Raw genomic sequence first — 19,179 nt, 5'->3', positions numbered from 1 at the left:
AGTTCTGAGATCGGAGTGCCCTCATGACCACATCCGACGTGCGACCCGGCCCCCTGTCCCCGGCAGACGCCCACTCCCCGGCGTCCCCGGCGAACGGCCTGTCGCCGGCCGCCCGACGGCTGCTGGAGCAGCGGCTGCGCGGCCACGGCGCCGTACGCGACGACGGGCCCCGCCGGGTCCGTCCCCGCCCGGAGCGGATCCCGCTGTCCGCGGCCCAGCAGCGCCTGTACTTCCTCGACCGGCTCGACCCCGGCGCCCACACCTATCTGCTGCCCGCCGCCTGGCGGTTCACCGGTCCGCTGGACGTCCCGGCGCTGCGCGCCGCCCTCGCCGACCTGGTCGCCCGGCACGAGCAGTTGCGGGTGGTCTTCCCCGAGCACGAGGGCGTCCCGTACCAGCGCGTCCTGCCCGCGGGCCGGGCGGACCTCGACCTGGTGGAGGTGACCGGACCGGCCGGCGACGCCCGCGAGCGCCGCCTCGCGGCCGCTGTGCACGCCGTCGCCACGCGCCGCTTCGACCTGGCCCGCGAACCCGCCTTCCGGGCCACCCTGGTCCGCGCCGCCGACGACGACCACGTGCTGGTCCTCGGCATGCACCACATCGTCTCCGACGGCTGGTCCCTCGGCCTGATCGTCCGCGACCTCACCGAGCTGTACCGGGCCCGCACCCGGGGCCGCAGCGCGGACCTGCCCGAACTGCCCCTCGACTACACCGACTACGCCGTCTGGCAGCGCGAGAGCGACCAGTCCGCGGCGCTGGAGCACTGGCGCACCCGGCTGGCCGGCCTCACCCCGCTGGACCTGCCCACCGACCACCCCCGCCCCGACACCCCCGGCAGCCTCGGCGCCACCCACACCCTCACGCTGCCCCCCGAGCTGACCGAAGCGCTCGACGCCCTCGGCCGGCAGGCCGGCACCACGCCGTACATGACGGTGCTGGCCGCCTTCCAGGCCGCGCTGGCCTTCCACAGCGGACAGCACGACATCGCCGTCGGCACCGTCGTCGCCAACCGGGAGCGGGCCGAGACCGAGCAACTCGTCGGATTCTTCGTCAACACGCTGGTTCTGCGCGGCAACTTCTCCGACGACCCGACCCCGGCCACGCTGCTCGCCCGCACCCGGGACCGCGTCCTGGAGGCGTTCTCCCACCAGTCGCTGCCGTTCGAGCGGGTCGTCGACGCGCTCAGCCCGGACCGCGACCTGGCCCGCAACCCGCTCGTCCAGGTCCTCTACACGCACACCGACGCCACCGGCGCGGACCTCGCCCTCGGCGAGGCGAACGGGACGCCGTACCGGATCGACCTCACCACCGCCAAGTTCGACCTCACCCTGGACCTGCGCGACGGCGACGGGCGCACCGACCTCGTCTTCGTGTACCGGCCCGAGCTGTTCGAGGAGTCCTCCGTCGCCGCCCTGGCCCGGCACACCGCCGCCCTGCTGGAGGCGTTCCGCGCCACCCCCGACCTGCCGCTCAGCGCCGTCGACCCGCTCACCCCGGCCGAACGCGCCCACCTGCTCGGCCCCGACGGCCCCGCGAACACCGGCCACCCGCTCGCGCCCGCCCCGCGCACCGCCCCGGACCGGCTCGCCGAGCACGTCCGCCGCACTCCGCACGCGGCCGCCGTCAGCGGATCGGGACGCACCCTGACGTACGCCGGGCTCGACGCCGCCGCGAGCGGCCTGGCACGTCGGCTGCGCGCCGCCGGGGTGAGACCCGGCTCCCTCGTCGGCGTCTGCCTCGACCGCACCCCCGACCTGGCCGTGGCGCTGCTCGCCGTGTGGCGGGCCGGCGCCGCCTACCTGCCGCTCGACCCCTCCCACCCGCCGGCCCGCCGCGCCTTCACCGTCACCGACTCCGGCATCGACCTGGTCGTCACCGACACCGCCACCCGTCCGGCCGTGGAGGACCTGCCCGTCCGGCTCGTCGTCCTCGACGCCGAGCCGACCGAGGCGCCGGTCGCTCCGGAGCCGAGCGGCGATGTCCTGCCGGGTCCCGGCGACCTCGCCTACGTCATCTACACCTCCGGCTCCACCGGCCGTCCCAAGGGCGTCGAACTCACCCACGCCAACCTGGCCTGGCTGCTCGACGCCGCCGACCGGCACTTCGACTTCGGGCCCGCCGACGTGTGGACGCTGATGCACTCACCCGCCTTCGACTTCTCCGTGTGGGAGCTGTGGGCGCCGCTCACCAGCGGCGGACGCGTCGTCGTCCTCACCGGCGACGAGGTGCGCGACCCGGCCGCCGTGCACCGGGTGCTCCGCGAGGAGGGCGTCACCGTCCTCAACCAGACCCCGGCCGCCTTCAAGGGCCTGCGCGCCCATCTCGCGGACGTCGGCGCCTCCTTCTCCGACCTCGCGCTGCGCACCGTCGTCTTCGGCGGCGACGCCTTCGACGTCCGCGACTACCGCGACTGGTTCACCGCCCCCGGGCCCCGGCCCGCCCTGGTGAACATGTACGGCATCACCGAGACCACCGTGCACGTCACCATCCGCACCATCACCGAGGAGGACGTCGACGGCACGGTCCGCTCACCCATCGGCCGGCCGCTCGCCGGACAGCACGGCTACGTCCTCGACCCCTGGGGCCGGCTCGTGCCGCACGGCAGCGTGGGCGAGCTGTACGTCGCCGGCGGCGGCGTGGCCCGCGGCTACCGCAACCGCCCCGAACTGACCGCCGAACGCTTCCTGGACGACCCCTTCGGCGCGCCCGGCGCCCGCATGTACCGCACCGGCGACCTGGTCCGGGTCCTGCCGGACGGCCAGCTGGCCTACGTCGGCCGCGCCGACCACCAGGTGAAGATCCGCGGCTACCGCATCGAACCCGGCGAGATCGAGACCGCCCTGCGCGGCCTGCCCGGGGTCGCCGACGTCGCCGTGGTGGCCCGCCGCGACGGCGGCACCGCCCGCCTGGTCGCCCACGTCGTCACCCCCGAGGCCCGCCCCCTCGACCCGCCCGCCCTGCGCGCGGGGCTCAGGCTGACCCTGCCCGACTACATGGTCCCGGCCCTGTTCGTCCGCCACGAGCGGCTGCCGCTGACCGCCAACGGCAAGGTGGACCGGGCCGCGCTCACCGCCGTCGCGCCCGCCGCCACCGGACAGCGCACGCACGTGCCGCCGGAGGGGCCGGTGGAGCAGGCCCTGGCCGGCGTGTGGGGCCAGGTGCTCGGGGCCGAACACGTCAGCCGCACCGACAACTTCTTCGACCTGGGCGGCGACTCCATCCTGGCCCTGCGCCTGGTCGGCCTCGGCCGCCTGGCCGGACTCGGCTTCACCGTCGCCGACGTGTTCCGCGCCCGCACCCTGGCCGACCTGGCCGCACTCGTCACCGACGCGTCCGACGCCCCGGACCCTGTCGAACCCTTCTCCCAGCTCGACCCCGCCGACGCCGGCCGGCTGCCCGACGGGCTCGCGGACGCCTACCCGCTCACCATGCTCCAGGCGGGCATGCTGCACGAGATGCTCGCCGACCCCCGCCGCGGCGCCTACCACAACGTCACCGATCTGAAGATCACCGTGCCCGAGGGATTCGACCTCGACGCCTTCCAGGCCGCCGTGGACGCGGTGGTCGCCGGACACCCCATCCTGCGCACCTCCGTCGACCTGGTCACCTACCGCGAACCCCTCCAGCTCGTCCACCGCACCGCCCAGCTGCCCGTCGGCTACACCGACCTGCGCGGGCTGGACCGCGAGGAACAGCGGGCGCGGCTGCGCCGGTTCGTCGACGAGGAGTTCGGGCGCCGCTTCGACCTCGCCGCCGCGCCCCTGGTCCGCATCCACCTGCACCACATCACCGACCACGACCTGCGGCTCGTCCTCACCGACTGCCACGTCGTGCTGGACGGCTGGAGCCTGACCTCCCTCGTCGCCGACCTGCTCGCCCTGCACCGCGAGGCCGTCGCCCACCGCACCGCCCCCCGGCCGCCCGAGGCCCCGGCCTTCGCCGAGTACGTCGCCCTGGAACGCGCGGCCCTCGGCAACGACGAGTCCCTGGACTACTGGCGTGAACGCCTCGCGGAGCTGCGCCCCGTCACCTTCCGCCGGCGCCCCGCGGGCGAGACCGACGGACAGCCGCCGGTGCACGAGGTCCGCCGCTCCTACGCCCACCTCGCCGAGGGCATCGGCGCGCTGGCCAGGAAGGCCGGCGTGCCCCGCCGTACCGTGCTGATCGCCGCCTTCCACCACACCATGAGCCTGTTCGCCGACCGCGACGACAGCGTGTCGGGCCACAGCATCGGCCTGGTCACCAACGGGCGGCCGGAGGTGCCCGGCGCCGACCGGATGCGCGGACTGTTCCTGAACACCGTGCCGTTCGGCGTGGCCCGGCCGCGCGCCGACTGGCTCGCCTACCTGCGGGACGTCTTCGCCGCCGAGCAGGAGATGCTCCCGCACCGCAGGGTGCCGCTGGTCCGCATTGCCGAACTGCGGCCCACCGAACCGAGCCTGACCGACGCGGTCTTCAACTACGTCAACTTCCACCGGCTTTCGCACGACTCCTGGGACGACTCCCTGGAGATCGCCCGCACCATGTTCCCGCTGCTGGTGAACGCGAGCGTCAACGCCTTCACCCTGGACGCCGATCCCGCGTTCGTCGCGCCCGCCACCGCCGAACAGCTGGCCGACGTGTACTGCGCCCAGCTGGCGGCCATGGTGGCCGAGCCGCACGCCCGGGTCACCCGGCCCGCGCTCACCGGCGCGGCCCGTGCCACCGCCCTCGACGTGTGGGGGCGCGGACCGGAACTCCCCGCCTCTCCGCTGCTGTTCCACCAGCACGTGGCCGGCCACGCCGCCCGGACCCCGCACGCGGTCGCCGTCGAGCACCGGGGGCAGCCGCTGACCTACGGCGAACTCCACGAGCAGGCAGATCAGTTGGCGCGTCGGCTGCGGCGGCTCGGGGTGGGTCCGGAGACCGTGGTCGGCATCTGCGCCGAGCGCGGCCCGGACCTGGTGCGCGCCGCCCTGGGCGTGCTCCGCTCGGGCGGCGCCTTCCTGCCGCTGGACCCGCAACACCCCACCGAACGGCTCGCGTTCATGGCGGAGGACAGCGGAATGCGGGTGCTGCTGACCCAGCGGGCGCTGGAGGGGACGGTGCCCTTCGACGGACCCGTGATCCACCTGGACGCCCCCGCGGAGCGGGTCGACCAGGTCCCCGGCGCCTCCGGTGCGGAGCCGGACGCCTCCGGTGCGGAGCCGGACGCCTCCGGTGCGGAGCCGGACGCCGACACCCTCGCCTACATCATCTACACCTCCGGCTCCACCGGCACCCCAAAGGGCGTCGCGATACCGCACCGGGGCCTGTCCAACATGATCGAGGGCCAGCGCGATCTGGTGCGCCCCACCCCCGAGGACCGGGTGCTGCAGTTCGCCTCCTTCGGCTTCGACGCCTCGATCCTGGAACTGACCTGGTCCCTGGCCAACGGCGGCCGGCTGGTCACCGCGCCCAGGGAGGAGCTGCGCCCCGGCCCCGACCTGGCCCGCACCCTGCGCGAGGCGCACGTCACCTGCGCCATGCTGCCGCCCAGCGCCCTCGCGGTGCTCGGCGACGACGACTTCCCCGGGCTGCGGGTGCTCCAGGTGGCCGGTGAGGCGTGCCCGGCCGAACTGGCCGACGTCTGGGCGCGCGGCCGGCGCTTCCACAACGTGTACGGCCTGACCGAGACCTCCGTGTGGTCCGTCGCCGCCGAACTGAGCCCCGGCCAGGGCACCCCGCCCATCGGCACCCCCATCCGCAACACCCGCATCCACGTCCTGGACGACGACCTCCAGCCGGTCCCGGTCGGCGTACCCGGTGAGATCTACCTCGGCGGGCAGGCCGTGGGCCGCGGCTACCTCGGCCGGCCCGCGCTCACCGCCGCCACCTACGTCCCCGACCCCTACGGCGCCCCCGGCGAACGGCTGTGCCGTACCGGCGACCTCGGCACCCACCGGCCCGACGGCTCGGTGGAGTGGCTCGGGCGCCGTGACTCGCAGGTGAAGCTGCGCGGCTTCCGCATCGAACTCGGCGAGATCGAGCACGCGTTGCGGCAACTGCCCGAGGTCCGCCAGGCGGTCGTCCTGCACCGCACCGACCTGCCCGGCGAGCCGGCCCTGGTCGCCTACCTCGTCGTGCACGGCCCGGAGCGGCCGGCCCCCGAGGAGCTGCGCCGCGCCCTGCGGTCGTCGCTGCCCGCCTACATGCTGCCCGCCCGGTTCGTCGTCCTCGACGAGATGCCGGTCAACCGCAGCGGCAAGATCGACAAGCGGGCGCTGCCGCTCCCGCCGGCCGAACTCGACCGCCGCGACGCCGAGTACGTGGCCCCGGCCGGCCCGGCGGAGAAGATCCTCGCCGAGATCTGGCGCGAGGTGCTCGGGCTGTCCCGCATCGGCGTCCACGACGACTTCTTCCGCATCGGCGGCAGCTCGCTGTCCACCGTCCGGGTGTCCTTGATGGCCGCCGGACGCGGCATCGCCATCTCGGTCGGCGACCTGATCGAGCACTCGACCATCGCCCAGCTCGCCGCCCACGCCACCCGCACCGCGGGGGAGGGGCTGCCCGCCGCCGTCACCTCCGAGGTGCGGCTGCGCCCCGGCACCGGCGAACCCCTGTGGTGCGTGCACCCCACCGGCGGCAGCGCCGCCTGGTTCGTGCCGCTGGCCCGCGCCCTGCCGCCCGGCAGGCCCGTGCACGCCTTCCAGGCGCGCGGGCTGCTCGGCGGGATCGACCCGAGCACGGTGAGCGGCATCGCCGCCAACTACGTCGCCGAGATCACCGAACGGGAGGGCACGGGCCCGCACGCCCTGCTCGGCTGGTCCATGGGCGCCAACATCGCCCTGGAGATGGCCACCCAGCTGCACCGCGCCGGGCACGAGATCGCGCCGCTGGTGCTGATCGAGCCGTACCTGCCCAACAGCGCCGCCCGCGCCCGCCTGAACGGCGTCACGCAGGACCTGCGCACCGCCCTGCGCCTGCGCGACAGGCTGCGCGAGATGCCGCCGTCCCCGCAGCGCGACCGAGCCACGGCGGAACTGACCGCCACTCTGCTCGGCGCCGGCATGAGCCCCGCCGAGGCGGCCCTGGTCGAGGGCGCGCCGATCGAGGTGTGGCACTCGCTGCTGGCCGCGCTCGCCGCCTACGAGGTCCGCCCCTACCCCGGCCACATCCACCTGGTGGTCGGCAGCGAGGCCGCCGGACTGCCGCGCGGCCGCACGATGCCCGGTCTGGACGTCGACTACGACACCTACGTCGAACGCTGGCGCGAGACGGCCGGCGGCGGGCTCACCCTGCACATCAGCGACGGCGACCACATGTCGATGATGGCCGAGCCGAGGGTGACCGGCATCGCCGCACTGCTCACCGCCCTCGAGACGGAGACCCCCCGATGACCACCATCACACCCACCCCTGCTTCGGCCCCGGCCTCGGGCTCGGGCTCGGCCCCGGGCTCGGCCCCGGCCTCGGGCTCGGCCCCGGCCTCGGGCTCGGCCCCGGCCTCGGGCTCGGCCCCGGCCTCGGGCTCGGCCCCGGCCTCGGGCTCGGCCTCGGGCTCGGGCTCGGCCCCGGGCTCGGCCTCGGCCCCAGCCTCGGCGTCCGCCCCGGCCTCGGGCCTGGGCTCCGTCCCGGGCTCGGCCCCGGCTCAGGCCTCGGCGTCGGGCTCGGCCCCGGCCTCGGGCCCGGCCTCCGGGTTCGCGGAGCGGTACCTGCTCTCGCCGGACATGGTCGCCGACCCCTACGGGCACCTCGATGCCCTGCGCGCGCACGCGCCGGTGTACTGGAGCCCGATGCACCACGCTTGGCTGGTCAGCGGCTACGAGCAGGTGATGCGCTGCCTGCGCGACCCCGCCGTCTCGGCCGACCGGGTACGGCCGTTGATGGACGCCGTCCCGCAGGGCGCCCGGGAGGACGCCGAACGGGCCTTCGGGATCCTGTCTCGCTGGATGGTGTTCAACGACCCGCCGCAGCACCGCAGACTGCGCCAGGTCTTCCAGGAGGCGTTCGCCGCGCGGGCGGTGGCCCGCTACCGCACCTTCACCGAGAAGGCCACCCGCGCCGTCCTGGCCCGCAAGGCGGTCCCCGGCCGCACCGGCGACCTCATGGCCGACGTGGCGAAGCCGCTGCCCGCGCTGGTCTTCGCCCGCTGGCTCGGCATCCCGCGTACCGACGCCCCCTCCTTCTGGTACTGGAACGCCCGCGTCGCCGACCTGGTCCTCGGCACCGCCCAGGAGGAGAGCGAGTTCCGGGCCTCCCTGCAGGCGCTCGTGAGCCTGGAGGACTACCTCGCCGGCCTCGTCGCCCGGCGCCGCGCCGAACCCGCCGACGACCTGATCAGCCAGGTGCTGCGGGAGGGCCGGGTGGGGGAGTCGGTCACCGAGGAGGAGTTCGTCGGCATGCTCACCCAGATGGCGTTCGCCGGCGGGGAGACCACCAGCAACCTGATCGCGAACACCGTCCTGGCCCTGCACACCCGCCCTGGCGCCCTCGCCGCCGTCCGCGAGGACCCCCGGCTGGCGCAGGGCGCGGTGGAGGAGACACTGCGCCTGGACGGGCCGTCGAAGATGTCGATCCGCACCGCCGCCCGCGACCTCGAACTCGACGGCCGCACGCTGCGCGCCGGTGACCGGATCTTCCTGGTCACGGCCGCCGCCAACCGCGACCCGGCCCGCTTCCCCGACCCCGGCCGGTTCGACGTCCGCCGCACCGGCGCCACCCACCTCGGCTTCGGCTTCGGCGCCCACTTCTGCATCGGCGCCGCCCTGGCCCGGCTGGTCGCCGTGGCCGCCGTAGAAACGCTGGTCCGCGACCACCCGGACCTCACCCTCGACGATCCTTCCCGGCTCGCCTGGCAGCCCTCCCTGCTCAACCGCAGCCTCACCGCCCTGCCCGTCCGCTACTGACCGGCCCCCGGACGCGTCCGCACGACGACGCGACGACGCGACGACACGACGACACGACGAAAGGCACACCATGGCCACCACCCTCGCCGGAGCCGGTCCCCGGCTGTGGGCACCCGCCCGGCACCGGCCCTTCCAACTCCTCTGGCTCGGCCAGTCGTTGTCCCTGCTCGGCGACGGCTTCAGCGTCGTCGCCTTCTCCTGGATCACCCTCGGCCTGACCGGATCGACCCTCACCCTCGGCTACGTCCTCGCCTTCCAGGCCGTACCGCGGGCCCTGCTCACCCTGGTCGGCGGCACCCTCGGCGACTCGCTGTCCACCCGCACCCTGATGATCGGCTCCAGTTGGACCCGGGCCGGGCTGATGACCGGGGTCGGCGTGGCCGGCCTGACCGGGCACCTGACGGTGTGGATGCTGTGCGCGGCGGCTGCCGCGTTCGGCGCCGTCGACGCCTTCTTCCAGCCGGCCCGCGTGTCCATCCTGCCCTCCGTGGTGGACGAGAGCCTGCTGACCCCGGCCAACGCGCTGCTGGGCGCCGGGTCGAGGACCGCGGCCGTCGTCGGACCGGCGGTCGGCGGCCTGGTCATCGCCATGACCCAGGCACCGGTGGCCTTCCTGGTCGACGCCGTCTGCTTCGCTCTGTGCGGCTGGTGCGTGGCGTGCATCCGCACCCGGCCCCGCACGGCCGACGGGGAGAAGGACGCCGCCGCCCCGCGACCGCAGGCGTCCCTGGCCGCCCGGATCCGCGAGGGCGTGACCTTCACCCTGCGCGACCCCCGGCTCCGCACCGTCGTCGCCCTCGACACCGCCGTCAACTTCTGTTACGCCGGGCCCTTCACGGTCGGTTTCGCCACCCTCGCCGACCAGGTGCTGCGCGGCGGCTCCACCACGCTGGGCGTGCTGAACGGCTCCCTGGCCGGCGGCGCCATGCTCGGCACACTGGCGGGCGGCACGCTCGGCGGCCGGCCCCGGGTCGGCCTGCTGGTGGCCGCCCTGGCCGGCTGGCTGGCCGTCGGCATGGCCGTGCTCGGCCTGGTCCACAGCACCGCGGCCGTCGTGGCGACGGTGCTCTCGATGGGCTTCGCCATCGGGTTCCAGGGCGTGTTCGGGCTCAGCTGGATCCAGCGGAACATCCCCCAGGAGGTGCTCAGCCGGGTGGTGTCGGTCGACATGGTCCTCGGCTACGCCGCCGCCCCGCTGTCCCTGATCGTCTGCGGCGCGCTGGCCCGCGTCGGCGCCCTCCCCCTGTTCGGGGCGGTGGCCGCGGTCCTCGCCCTCACCGGGCTCGCGGTCCTCGCCTCCCGCCCGGTACGCGAGATGCGCTGACGCTCCGCTGGTTGTGCCCGGGGTGTGCCGTGTTGTGCCGTCGGCCGGCTGCGGCGCCGTCGCGGCCGGTCGCGCAGTTCCCCGCGCCCCTTCGCCTTCGGGGCGCTGCCGAAACCGCCGCCGTGCGAGCCCCCGGCACCCGCCGGAGCTCGCACGGCGGCCGGGGGCGTCAGTCGTCGAAGTCGGTGGAGCGGGCGAGCTTCTCCCAGGTGCCGAGTTCGGCGCGGGCACGGTCGAGGTGGCCGGTGATCACGTCGGCGGCGTCGTTGCCGAGCGGCAGACGCAGCGGCGGTTCGTCGGCGTCCAGAGCGGTGAGGACGGCGGCCGCGGCCTTGGCCGGGTCCCCGGGTTCCTTGCCGCTTCCGCCCGGCAGCGCGGCAAGGAGGGGGCCCACGGTGTCCTGGTAGGCGTCCATCGCCGCGGGGGGCCGCAGATCCGCGGCGTCGGCGAAGCCGGTACGGAACGCGCCGGGCTCGACGATCAGCACCCGGATGCCGTGCGGGGCGACCTCCGCGGCCAGCGCCTCGGAGAGCCCCTCCAGGGCGAACTTGGTGGCGCAGTAGGCGCCGACTCCGGCGAAGGCGAGCCGCCCGCCCATGCTGCTGAGCTGCACGATGGCGCCCGAGCGCCGGCGGCGCATGTGCGGCAGTGCGGCCCGGGTGAGCGCTGCCGGACCGAAGAAGTGCAGTTCCATCAGGTCCCGCAGGTCCGCGTCGGTGGCCTCCTCGACCGCCCCGACCATGCCCCGTCCGGCGTTGTTGACCAGGACGTCGATCCGGCCGTGCCGGGCCGCCACGCCGTCGACCGCGGCCTGGGCGCCCGCGATGTCGGTGACGTCCAGCGGCAGCGCTTCCACCTGGCCCGGGTGCGCGGCGACCAGGTCGTCGAGCAGCGCGGTGCGGCGGGCGGCGGCGACCACGAAGTCGCCCGCGGCGACCGCCGCCTCGGTTATCGCCCGGCCGAACCCGCTGCTCGCCCCGGTGACCAGCCATACCTTGCCCATGTCGCTCTCCTTGGTGCCGGGCGATCCGCCGTTCTCGACGGTCTATCGGCAACTACCCTGCTACAAAAGTCAGTTGTTTGCCCAAGATCCGCTGTGATTGCCCCCGGTGATGGACGTTCACGGACGAGACCTGACATAATTCGCAGCAGTGGCCCAGGAGTTGCAGCTCGCGCGCGCGACCGAGCGGCTGTACGTCTCGCAGCCCGCCGGCCCGCTAGGCGTCCCGCAGGGCGGCCGATCGGGCGCACAGGTCCGTGCGGTTGACCGCCCCCGTCTTCGTGATCAGGCTCGCGATGTGTTTCTCCGCCGTGCGCGGTGAGATGAACAGCCGGTCGGCGATGTCCTTGTTGGTCAGCCGCTCCGCGAGCAGCCGGAACACCTCGAACTCCCGCACGGTGACGCCCTGGGCGCGCAGTTGGTCGGGGATGCCGCTGGTGCCGGTGCGGTGCTGGTGCACGGAGGCGCCGAGCCGGCGCAGCCCGGCCCGGCAGGCGCCGGTGACGGCCTGCACGTCCCGGTCGTGGAAGTAGTGCTCCGCGCGCCGCAGCCAGCCCACCGGATCGCCCCAGCCGTCCTGGTGCGCCGCGTCCGCGACCAGCCGCAGCCCGAGGTGCCGGGCCAGCGGATACGGCTCGGCCACCGTCAGCGCGGACTCCACCGTCGCCGCCGCCCGCTCGCCCGCGCCCTCGCGGCCCAGCAGGACGGCGTCGGCGAGCAGCACGAACTGGCGGTTCCAGCGCATCCGGGCGACCGCGGTGTCGGTGATCTCCTCGTGCCGGGCCCGGTCCGCGTCCCCGGCGAGCACGTCCAGCAGCAGCCCCAGGCCGTGGGTGCCGCTGAGGTGATAGGTGGAGGGGTTGCCCGCCTCTATCTCCAGCACCTGCCGGAGTTCCTCGCGGGCGAGTTCGCGGTCCTCCTCCAGCAGCGCGCAGAACACCCGGGCCAGACCGCGGCCGAGCGGTTCCTCCTGCGAACCGGCGCCGTCCCACTCGGCGAACGCCGCCAGCGCCCGCTCCATCGCGGTCCGGTCGCCGTGGTGGGCCTCCAGGACGGCCTGCGCCATCAGGACGTACCGCACGGCGGGCGCTAGGCGCAGCCGCCGTACGACGGCCAGGCACTCGGCGGCGGCGGACCGGGCGGTGTCGTAGTCGCCGCGCAGCACCGCGTCGAGGACCAGGATGCCGTCCACCGTGTGGACGATGTTCACCGAGCCGAGCCGCAGTGCCTCCTCCCGGGCCGCCAGCAGCCCCGAGGCGTCGCCGTCGGCGAGCCAGGCGTTGCCGCCGAGCCGGGTGGCCGCGTACATGCGCTGCAGCGGCAGGCGATGGCGTTCGGCCGTGGCGAGGGCCTGCTCCAGCATCGCCTCCGACTCCTCCGGATCCCGTTTGCGGGCCACGGTCGCGAGGAGTTCCAGGGCCTGGCAGGCGACGACGGGCAGCCCATACCGTTCGGCGGTGTCGGCGGCCGACCGGGCGAGCTTCTCGGCGTGCTGGGTGCGGTCGGGGCCGGGTGTGTCGAGGGCCAGGTAGGCGGCCGTGACGTCGACGGCCGCGGTGGCCGCCTCGTCCGGGGCGGCCGCCAGCACCTCGCGCGCGCGGGCCGTCTGCCGGTTGCCGTCGCTCCACCGGCCCGCCGTGTGGGCGACCTTGGCCAGCCGGGTGTGCAGGGTGGCCAGGCGGACCGGGCTCAGCCCGGAGCCGTCCAGTGCGTGCAGGTCCTCGGCCAGGTCGAGGGCGCGGGCGAAGTCGCCGGCCTCGGCCAGCGCCGGCAGCAGGTTCTCCAGCACCGCGGCCCTTGCCTGCGGGTCGCCCGCGTCGGCCAGCAGGTTCTCGGCCCGGCCGAGCAGGGTCACGGCGGAGCCGAGCGCCCCCGCCGCCAGCGCCCGCCCGCCGGCGTCCGCGAACAGCAGGCCGGCCGGCACCTTGTCACCGGCCGCGCCGCGCAGCCCGGCGGCCAGCGTGCACCAGTCGCCGGGCAGACCCGGGTGCAGCTCCTCGATCGCCTCCGCGCCCCGCCGGGCCAGCTCCGCGCGCCGGGTCGGGGTCATCTGCGTGAAGAGGGCCTCCACGGTGAGCGAGTGCCGGAAGGAGTACCAGTCGGGGGCCGGCTCGTCGGGAACCACCAGCCGCGCGGCCACCCCGGCGTGCAGATGGCTGAGCAGGGCCCGGTCGTCGATGCCGGTCATGCGCTGCAGGACCGTGAGCGGGAAGCGCCGGCCGAGCACGGCGGCGGCCGACAGCAGGGTCAGACCCTGCGCGCCGAGCCGGTCGATGCGGCGCAGTATGCCGCGCGCCAGCGTGGACGAAACGTCACTGCGGAGGTCGCCGACCGCCCGCCAGCCCTCCGGGCCCTGCACCAGCGTGCCGGCCCCGATCATCGACTGCAGCAGTTCCTCGATCAGGTACGGGCTTCCCGAGCTGTCCTCCCACAGCCGCTCCAGCACCGCCGCGGGCACCTCGTCCGGGCCGTCGGCACCGAGCTGGGTCGCGATCATCTCGTACGCCTGGGGGCGGGTCAGCGGCGGCAGTTCCAGCACGGTGGCGGCGCCGCGCCGGCGGGCGGACTGCGCCAGGTCGAGGGCGTCGCTGAAGTCCGTCCGGACCGTGGCCAGCAGCAGTACGGGGGTGTACTCGAGGTTGTCCACCAGGTATTCGAGGACGCCGAGGGTTTCCGGGTCGGCGTCGTGCAGATCCTCGAGCAGCAGCAACTGGCCCTGCCCGCGCCCGGCGGCGATGAGCAGCCGCAGCACCGCCTCGCCCAGGATCACCATGGAACTGCTGTCCCGTTCACCGGTGTTCCACTCGGGGATCAGCCGCCCCAGCACCGGCCGGTAGGGGCCGAGGGCCAGGTCGTCCATGGGTTCGCCGCCGCGGAACAGCGACATCAGAGCCTCGGTCAGCGGCCGGAACGGCACGGCCGGGCCGGTGGTGCTGCTGCGGCCCCGTAGCACCCGCATCCCGGCGCCCAGCGCCTCCCCGACGGCCTCCGCGGCGACCCGCGACTTGCCGACGCCCGCTTCTCCCATCAGGAAGACGACACCGCCGCGGCCCTGTCGCGCATCGGCCAGGGCACGTTCGAGCAGGGCCAGTTGGGAGCCCCGTCCGACCAGGGAAGGCGCATGGGAACGCATGAGCGCAGATAGTAACCGGAACACCCGGGCCCGCGGCAGGTCGCACGGGCCCGGACCCGTTTCGCCGCCACCGCCGCGGGGAGCGGTGCCGACATGGCGGTGCCGACACGGCGGCGCGGGCCCGCCGGGCGGGCCCGCGCCATCGTCTGCGTCAGGACTGTCAGGACTGTCAGGGGTGTCAGGACTGACGGTGTGTCACTGCGGTGCGGAGACCGAGGTGTCGAGCGTGCTGAGGGTGATGACGATGCCGCTGGTGAGCACCATGCCGGCCAGGACGCGGGCGCGGGCGCAGGCGCGGTTGCGCCCCTTGAGCGTGATCCCGCCCGCGGCGTCCTGCTCGTCGGCGGCGGTCTCGGTGACGTCGGCGGCGGTGGAGGCGAGGTGCTTGTCCATGACGGTGAGATCCCCTTCTGGCATTCGTGCGGTCGAGCACGGTGGGAGGTGGAGGAGGTGCCGTGGTGCCGTGGTGCGGAGGAGAGCGAGTGGTCAGTGACCCGGCTGTCCCAGGAGCAGGACGGACGGGACGGTTTCGGGGTGGGCCAGGCGGAGCAGTCCGTAGCCGATGCCGGACAGTCCGGTCAGCAGCCCGGGGGAGGGAACGTGGTCGGGGGTGGCGCAACGGTGGCTCTGCGCCTCGACGAGCGCGAGCACCTGTCCGGTACGCCGGCTCAGCGTCGCCGCGGCGGCCGCGTCGCCGTGTTCGGCGAGCACCGCCAGGGCCTCCAGCGTGCCGAGGGTGCCCTGCCCGAGGCTCAGACCGGGGCCGACCTCGACGTCCGCCAGCCCGGCCGACAGCGCGCCGGCGGCGGGCAGTGCGGCGGCGGCGGGCAGTGCGGCGGCGGCCGCCACACCGGCGGCCCCGGAGAGCCAGGACGGGTCCGCGTGCGCGGACGGCACGTCCCGGACCGCGGTACGGAGCAGGGCGTCGGCGGCGCTCGCGTGTGCGGCGGCGCGCTCCGGGCGACGGCCGGCGTAGCGCCGCAGCGCCCAGCCGATCCCGGCCGCCCCGTCGGCGAAACCGGGACCGCGGACCGGGGCCGCGCCGCCCGGGACCGTGCTCGCGCCGGTGGCACCCGTGCCGTGACCCGCGGCCGAGGCCGCGGCGGTCCGGTCCGGTCCGCAGGCCGTCGCCAGCAGCAGGTCCGCCACGGTGTCCGCCAGCCGCAGGGCCTCCGGCGCCCCGGTCGCTTCGTGTACGGCGACGGCGGCGGCCAGCGCCCCGGCCGTACCGGCGGCCAGCCCCGGGTCGGGGCAGGCGGCGACGGCGTGCCCGAGCGCGGTGAGCGCGTCGGGCAGACACCCCGTCAGGTCCTCCCCGAGCAGCGCCGACAGCCTCGGCAGCGCGTGGACGATGCCGGCCAGCCCGTCGTAGGCGCCGGGTCCGGCCGCCGCGCTCAGCTCCGGGTCGGCGGCCAGTGCCTTCATCAGTGTGGGCAGCGGCAGGACCGCCTCCCGGGCCAGTGCCGCGTACCGCCCGGCGCCGGTCAGCGCGTCCGTCTGGGCGAGGAACAACGCGACGCCGCTGTAGCCCTGTCCGAGCCCGGCGCCCATCGGCAGCACCGCCCAGTGCGGTCCGGAGACCTGCTCCAGGCCCAGCCAGTTGGTGCGGCCGCCGCCGTGGATCGCGCGGGCGGCGATCTCGTCGGCGATCCCGCACACGGCGGCCAGCAGCCGGGATGCGTCGGGCACGACTTCGGGGACCGGGGCCAGGGCGAGTTCGGACCGCCGCGCCGGGGGTGAACCGGCACTGCGCGCCGCCAGCGTGGCGGAGATGATCCACTCCTGGTCGTGGCAGTCGACCTCGTCCATCCGGGCGAGCTTCGCGCCGACCGCGGCCAGGCTCGTCACGGGCAGCACCTCCGGCAGCCAGGCGCCGTCGGCCGCCCGGACCCCGGTACCGGACGGCCGGTGCACGAACAGCGGTACGTCGCCGCGCCACAGGTCCGCGGTCTCCTGCTCGACGAGCCGCCGGCGTGCCTCGTCGTGCTCGGACTCGGTCCACAGCACCGCGAACACGCCCTCCCGGGCGAGCGCGTCCCCGAGCAGGGACGGGTGCGTGGACTCCTCCAGCAGCGTGGCGTACAGGCGGGTGGAGCGGACGATCAGCCGGGCCGGGCTGTCGGCACGTACCGCCAACGGCCCGCCCGGGGCGAGCAGTTCGTGACCGTGGGCGGCGAGGGCCGCGTAGCCGGTGCGGAATCCCTCCAGCAGTGCCGCCCGGTGGTCGGCCGCCTCCAGGGGCGCACCGTCGGGCAGCGGCTGGTTCTGCGCGGCAGGGCTGGGCAGCGGGGCCCGTACGGCCCGCATGGTGTCCCTGCCGCTGTCCTCCCAGCGCAGGCCCTCGCTCGGGAAGGTGCCGTCGGTGGACCGGCCGAGCGCGGAGATGTCCAGCGCGCCGTGCTCGCCGATCAGCAGGTGGGGCAGCAGGCAGGTGCGGTGCACGGAGGCGTGCAGGGCGTCCGCGGCCGGGTCGGCGCCGGCCGTCATGGCCTGCGGCAGCCCGGTGTGCAGCAGCGTCTCGGCGTCCACCAGGACCGGCTGGTCGCCGCAGGCGATGACGTTCTCGTAGTGCATGTCGGCGCCGTCCACCGCGTACAGCAGGGCCAGCAGCGCCCCCTGGCGCCGGTAGAAGGCGTTGGTCTCGGCCATCGAGCGGCACCAGCGGTGCTCCACGAACTCCAGCCAGCCGTACTCCGGGCGGCGCACACTGCGCGGTGTGCGCAGCGCCAGACCGGGCACCTTGGCGTTGAGCCAGCCCACCAGGTCGTCGAGCAGGGCGTGCTGGCCGAGCGGGCGGGGCTTGTAGACCAGCCGGTCCCCGCCGGTGAAGCGCAGGATCGCGACCGCCCGGTTGCCCTGGTGGGCGTCGCCGAGTCCGAGGTCCACCCCGGCCAGCGCCCCGGGCTCGCGCCCGTCGAGGAGGCCGGCGACCAGGTCGTCCCGGTCGGCCAGGAACCGGGCCGCCAGCTCCGCCGCCGCGTCCGCCGCGTCCAGCGCGGTCTGCGCGAGCATCCGGGCCAGCACCGGGTAGGCGGCGACGAGTCCGGTAAGTCCCCGCCGGGTGCCGGTCGCGGTGACGAACGAGGCGAACCGCTCGTTCGGGTCCGCTCCGGCGAGCCGCCGGGCACGCCGGGCGAGGGAGAGTTCGTGGACCAGGGTGCGGGCGGCCTGCCGGACCAGTTGCTCGGTCAGCCGCCGCTCGAACGCCGCCTGCCACACCGCCCGTTCGGCGGCGGGGACGCCCGGCATGAGGCGGGCGAGGCGGTCCGCGGCCGGGGTCACGAACGGCCGTACGACGGTGGCGAAGACCTCGGGACCCGTACCGTCCGCGCTCGGCTGGACGTCGTCCGGGCTCTCCGGGGCGGCCTCCAGGGCCGCTTCGGCGTACCCGGCCCAGCGGGGCTTGGCCGCGCGGGCGGCGAGCAGTCCGGCGGGTTCCGCCGCGAGAGCCGCCGCGGTCGCCCCGTCCACCTGGAGGTGGGCCAGCCGCAGCGCGAAGCCCTCGCTGTCCCCGGCGGCCCAGGGAGTGCGCCCGGAGGCGGCGGAGCCGGCGGGCGCCGCCGGGAGTCCGGGGGCGGCGAGCCGTTCCGCGAGGGACAGCGCCGGGGCCCACCAGGCGAGCGGCAGGCCGGCGCTCCGGGGAGTCGGGAGGCTGGTGGCGGTCTCAGTCACGTCACCGAAGGTGGCAGACGCCCTACGACCCCCACATGGGGAAGTGGCCCCCATATTCCCTGCGGGCCCGCCCCACCGGGTGGGGAACGGCTGCCGCGGCGACACCGCGCGGTGCGCATGATCGCGCGCCGCAGCCGGGAGAACCGCAGGTCAGCGGCGTGCCCGAGGTCCCTTGGCAGGGGACGGGCCGACCCCCGTACGGGCCCTGCCCAGGACCCCGTGTACGGGCGTGTCCCACCCGCTCCGGGCGGCCCGTCCCCCATCCCCGCTCGCCGCGCCCGCCTGGTACGGGGTCCCCAGCGCCCCCACCGCCTGACCAGGCCCGAACAGCCCCGAGCAGGCCCGAGCGGGACCGCCGCGCGCTGGGCGACCGGAGCCGGGCCGCCCGCCCCGGGGGAGGGGGACGGAAAAGGTGGGGACCGACTACCGATGCTCCCGGGGCCCCGCCGGGCGCACGGTGTCGTGCAGAACCCCCCAGACCGCCCGCCGTGCTCACCACCGGGCGGACGACCTTCCAAGGAGCAGCAGATGGGAGCACCTGTACCCGTCGGTGTGGTCGCCCTCGACCCGGTGCTGGAAGCCGGCACCCGCAGTACCCTCCTCGCCTGCCCGGAACTGACCCTCTGCGAGCCCGGTGACGCCCGGGTCGCCGTGCTGACCGTGGACCGGCTCGGACCGGCCGAACTGGACATGGTGCGCGTCACCCGCGCACACCGGCAGCGCCCCGCCGTCGTCCTGGTGGCCGGCGCCCTCGCCTCCGGCGACGCCCTGCACGCCCTCGCCGCCGGCGCCCGCGGCCTGCTGCTGCGCCGCGAGGCCGACGCATCCCGCCTCGGCCACGCGGTGCTGGCCGCCGCCGAGGACGACTGCACCCTGCCCACCGGCCTGCTGGAACAGGTCCTGGACCGCCCGGCCGATGCCCGGCACGGCAGCGGCGACTGGGCCGGCGGTACCCTGTCGGACCGGGAACGGTCGGTGCTGCGCCTGGTCGCCGACGGGCACGAGACGGCGGAGATCGCCCAGCGCCTCGCCTACTCGCCGCGCACCGTCACGACCGTCGTGCACGACATCACCCAGCGCTTCCGGCTGCGCAACCGCGCGCACGCGGTCGCCTACGCGCTCCGGGCGGGTCTGCTGTGACGGCCACCCTGGCGCCTGCGGCGCTCCTGGAGTCCCGCAAGCCC

At 75.5% G+C, this 19,179-nt stretch carries 8 protein-coding genes; 4 read left to right on the top strand and 4 right to left on the bottom strand.

What is annotated here, in order from left to right; translation table 11 throughout:
• Window positions 1–23 precede the first annotated feature (23 nt).
• The 3 genes from ACZ5GT_RS05460 (at window position 24) to ACZ5GT_RS05450 (ending at window position 10,190) form a co-directional block, all read left to right on the top strand.
• Window positions 24–7,358 (top strand): amino acid adenylation domain-containing protein, encoded by a 7,335-nt coding sequence (locus ACZ5GT_RS05460; protein WP_469014581.1) that lies wholly within the window; start codon window positions 24–26, stop codon window positions 7,356–7,358.
• 329 nt (window positions 7,359–7,687) lie between these two features.
• Window positions 7,688–8,866: a cytochrome P450 gene (locus tag ACZ5GT_RS05455; RefSeq protein WP_469014575.1), complete on the top strand. Its 1,179-nt coding sequence runs from the start codon at window positions 7,688–7,690 to the stop codon at window positions 8,864–8,866.
• Window positions 8,867–8,936: 70 nt separating this feature from the next.
• A complete protein-coding gene (locus ACZ5GT_RS05450) occupies window positions 8,937–10,190 on the top strand; it encodes an MFS transporter (protein WP_469014570.1) in 1,254 nt (417 codons plus the stop codon).
• A gap of 169 nt (window positions 10,191–10,359) precedes the next feature.
• On the opposite strand, the gene ACZ5GT_RS05445 is transcribed toward ACZ5GT_RS05450, so the two are convergent.
• From ACZ5GT_RS05445 to ACZ5GT_RS05430, 4 genes are all read right to left on the bottom strand, one after another.
• Window positions 10,360–11,193 carry an oxidoreductase gene (locus ACZ5GT_RS05445; protein ID WP_469014567.1) on the bottom strand — a complete coding sequence of 278 codons (834 nt, stop codon included), beginning with the start codon at window positions 11,191–11,193 and terminating at the stop codon, window positions 10,360–10,362.
• A gap of 214 nt (window positions 11,194–11,407) precedes the next feature.
• On the bottom strand, window positions 11,408–14,323 hold the full coding sequence (locus ACZ5GT_RS05440) for a helix-turn-helix transcriptional regulator (RefSeq protein ID WP_469014560.1): 2,916 nt from the start codon (window positions 14,321–14,323) through the stop codon (window positions 11,408–11,410).
• A 195-nt stretch (window positions 14,324–14,518) separates the two neighbouring features.
• Window positions 14,519–14,716, bottom strand: coding sequence for a hypothetical protein (locus ACZ5GT_RS05435; RefSeq protein WP_360747495.1), 198 nt, complete (start codon window positions 14,714–14,716; stop codon window positions 14,519–14,521).
• A gap of 93 nt (window positions 14,717–14,809) precedes the next feature.
• Window positions 14,810–17,995, bottom strand: coding sequence for a type 2 lanthipeptide synthetase LanM family protein (locus ACZ5GT_RS05430; RefSeq protein ID WP_469014554.1), 3,186 nt, complete (start codon window positions 17,993–17,995; stop codon window positions 14,810–14,812).
• Between the two features lie 528 nt (window positions 17,996–18,523).
• Here ACZ5GT_RS05430 and ACZ5GT_RS05425 point away from each other — a divergent pair.
• A complete protein-coding gene (locus tag ACZ5GT_RS05425; RefSeq protein WP_469014549.1) occupies window positions 18,524–19,135 on the top strand; it encodes a helix-turn-helix transcriptional regulator in 612 nt (203 codons plus the stop codon).
• Window positions 19,136–19,179: the final 44 nt, after the last annotated feature.

The organism is Streptomyces sp. NPDC031340, assembly GCF_055569945.1.
Note: the sequence above shows the minus strand (reverse complement) of the source record. Positions and strands in the feature narration are given on the sequence as shown.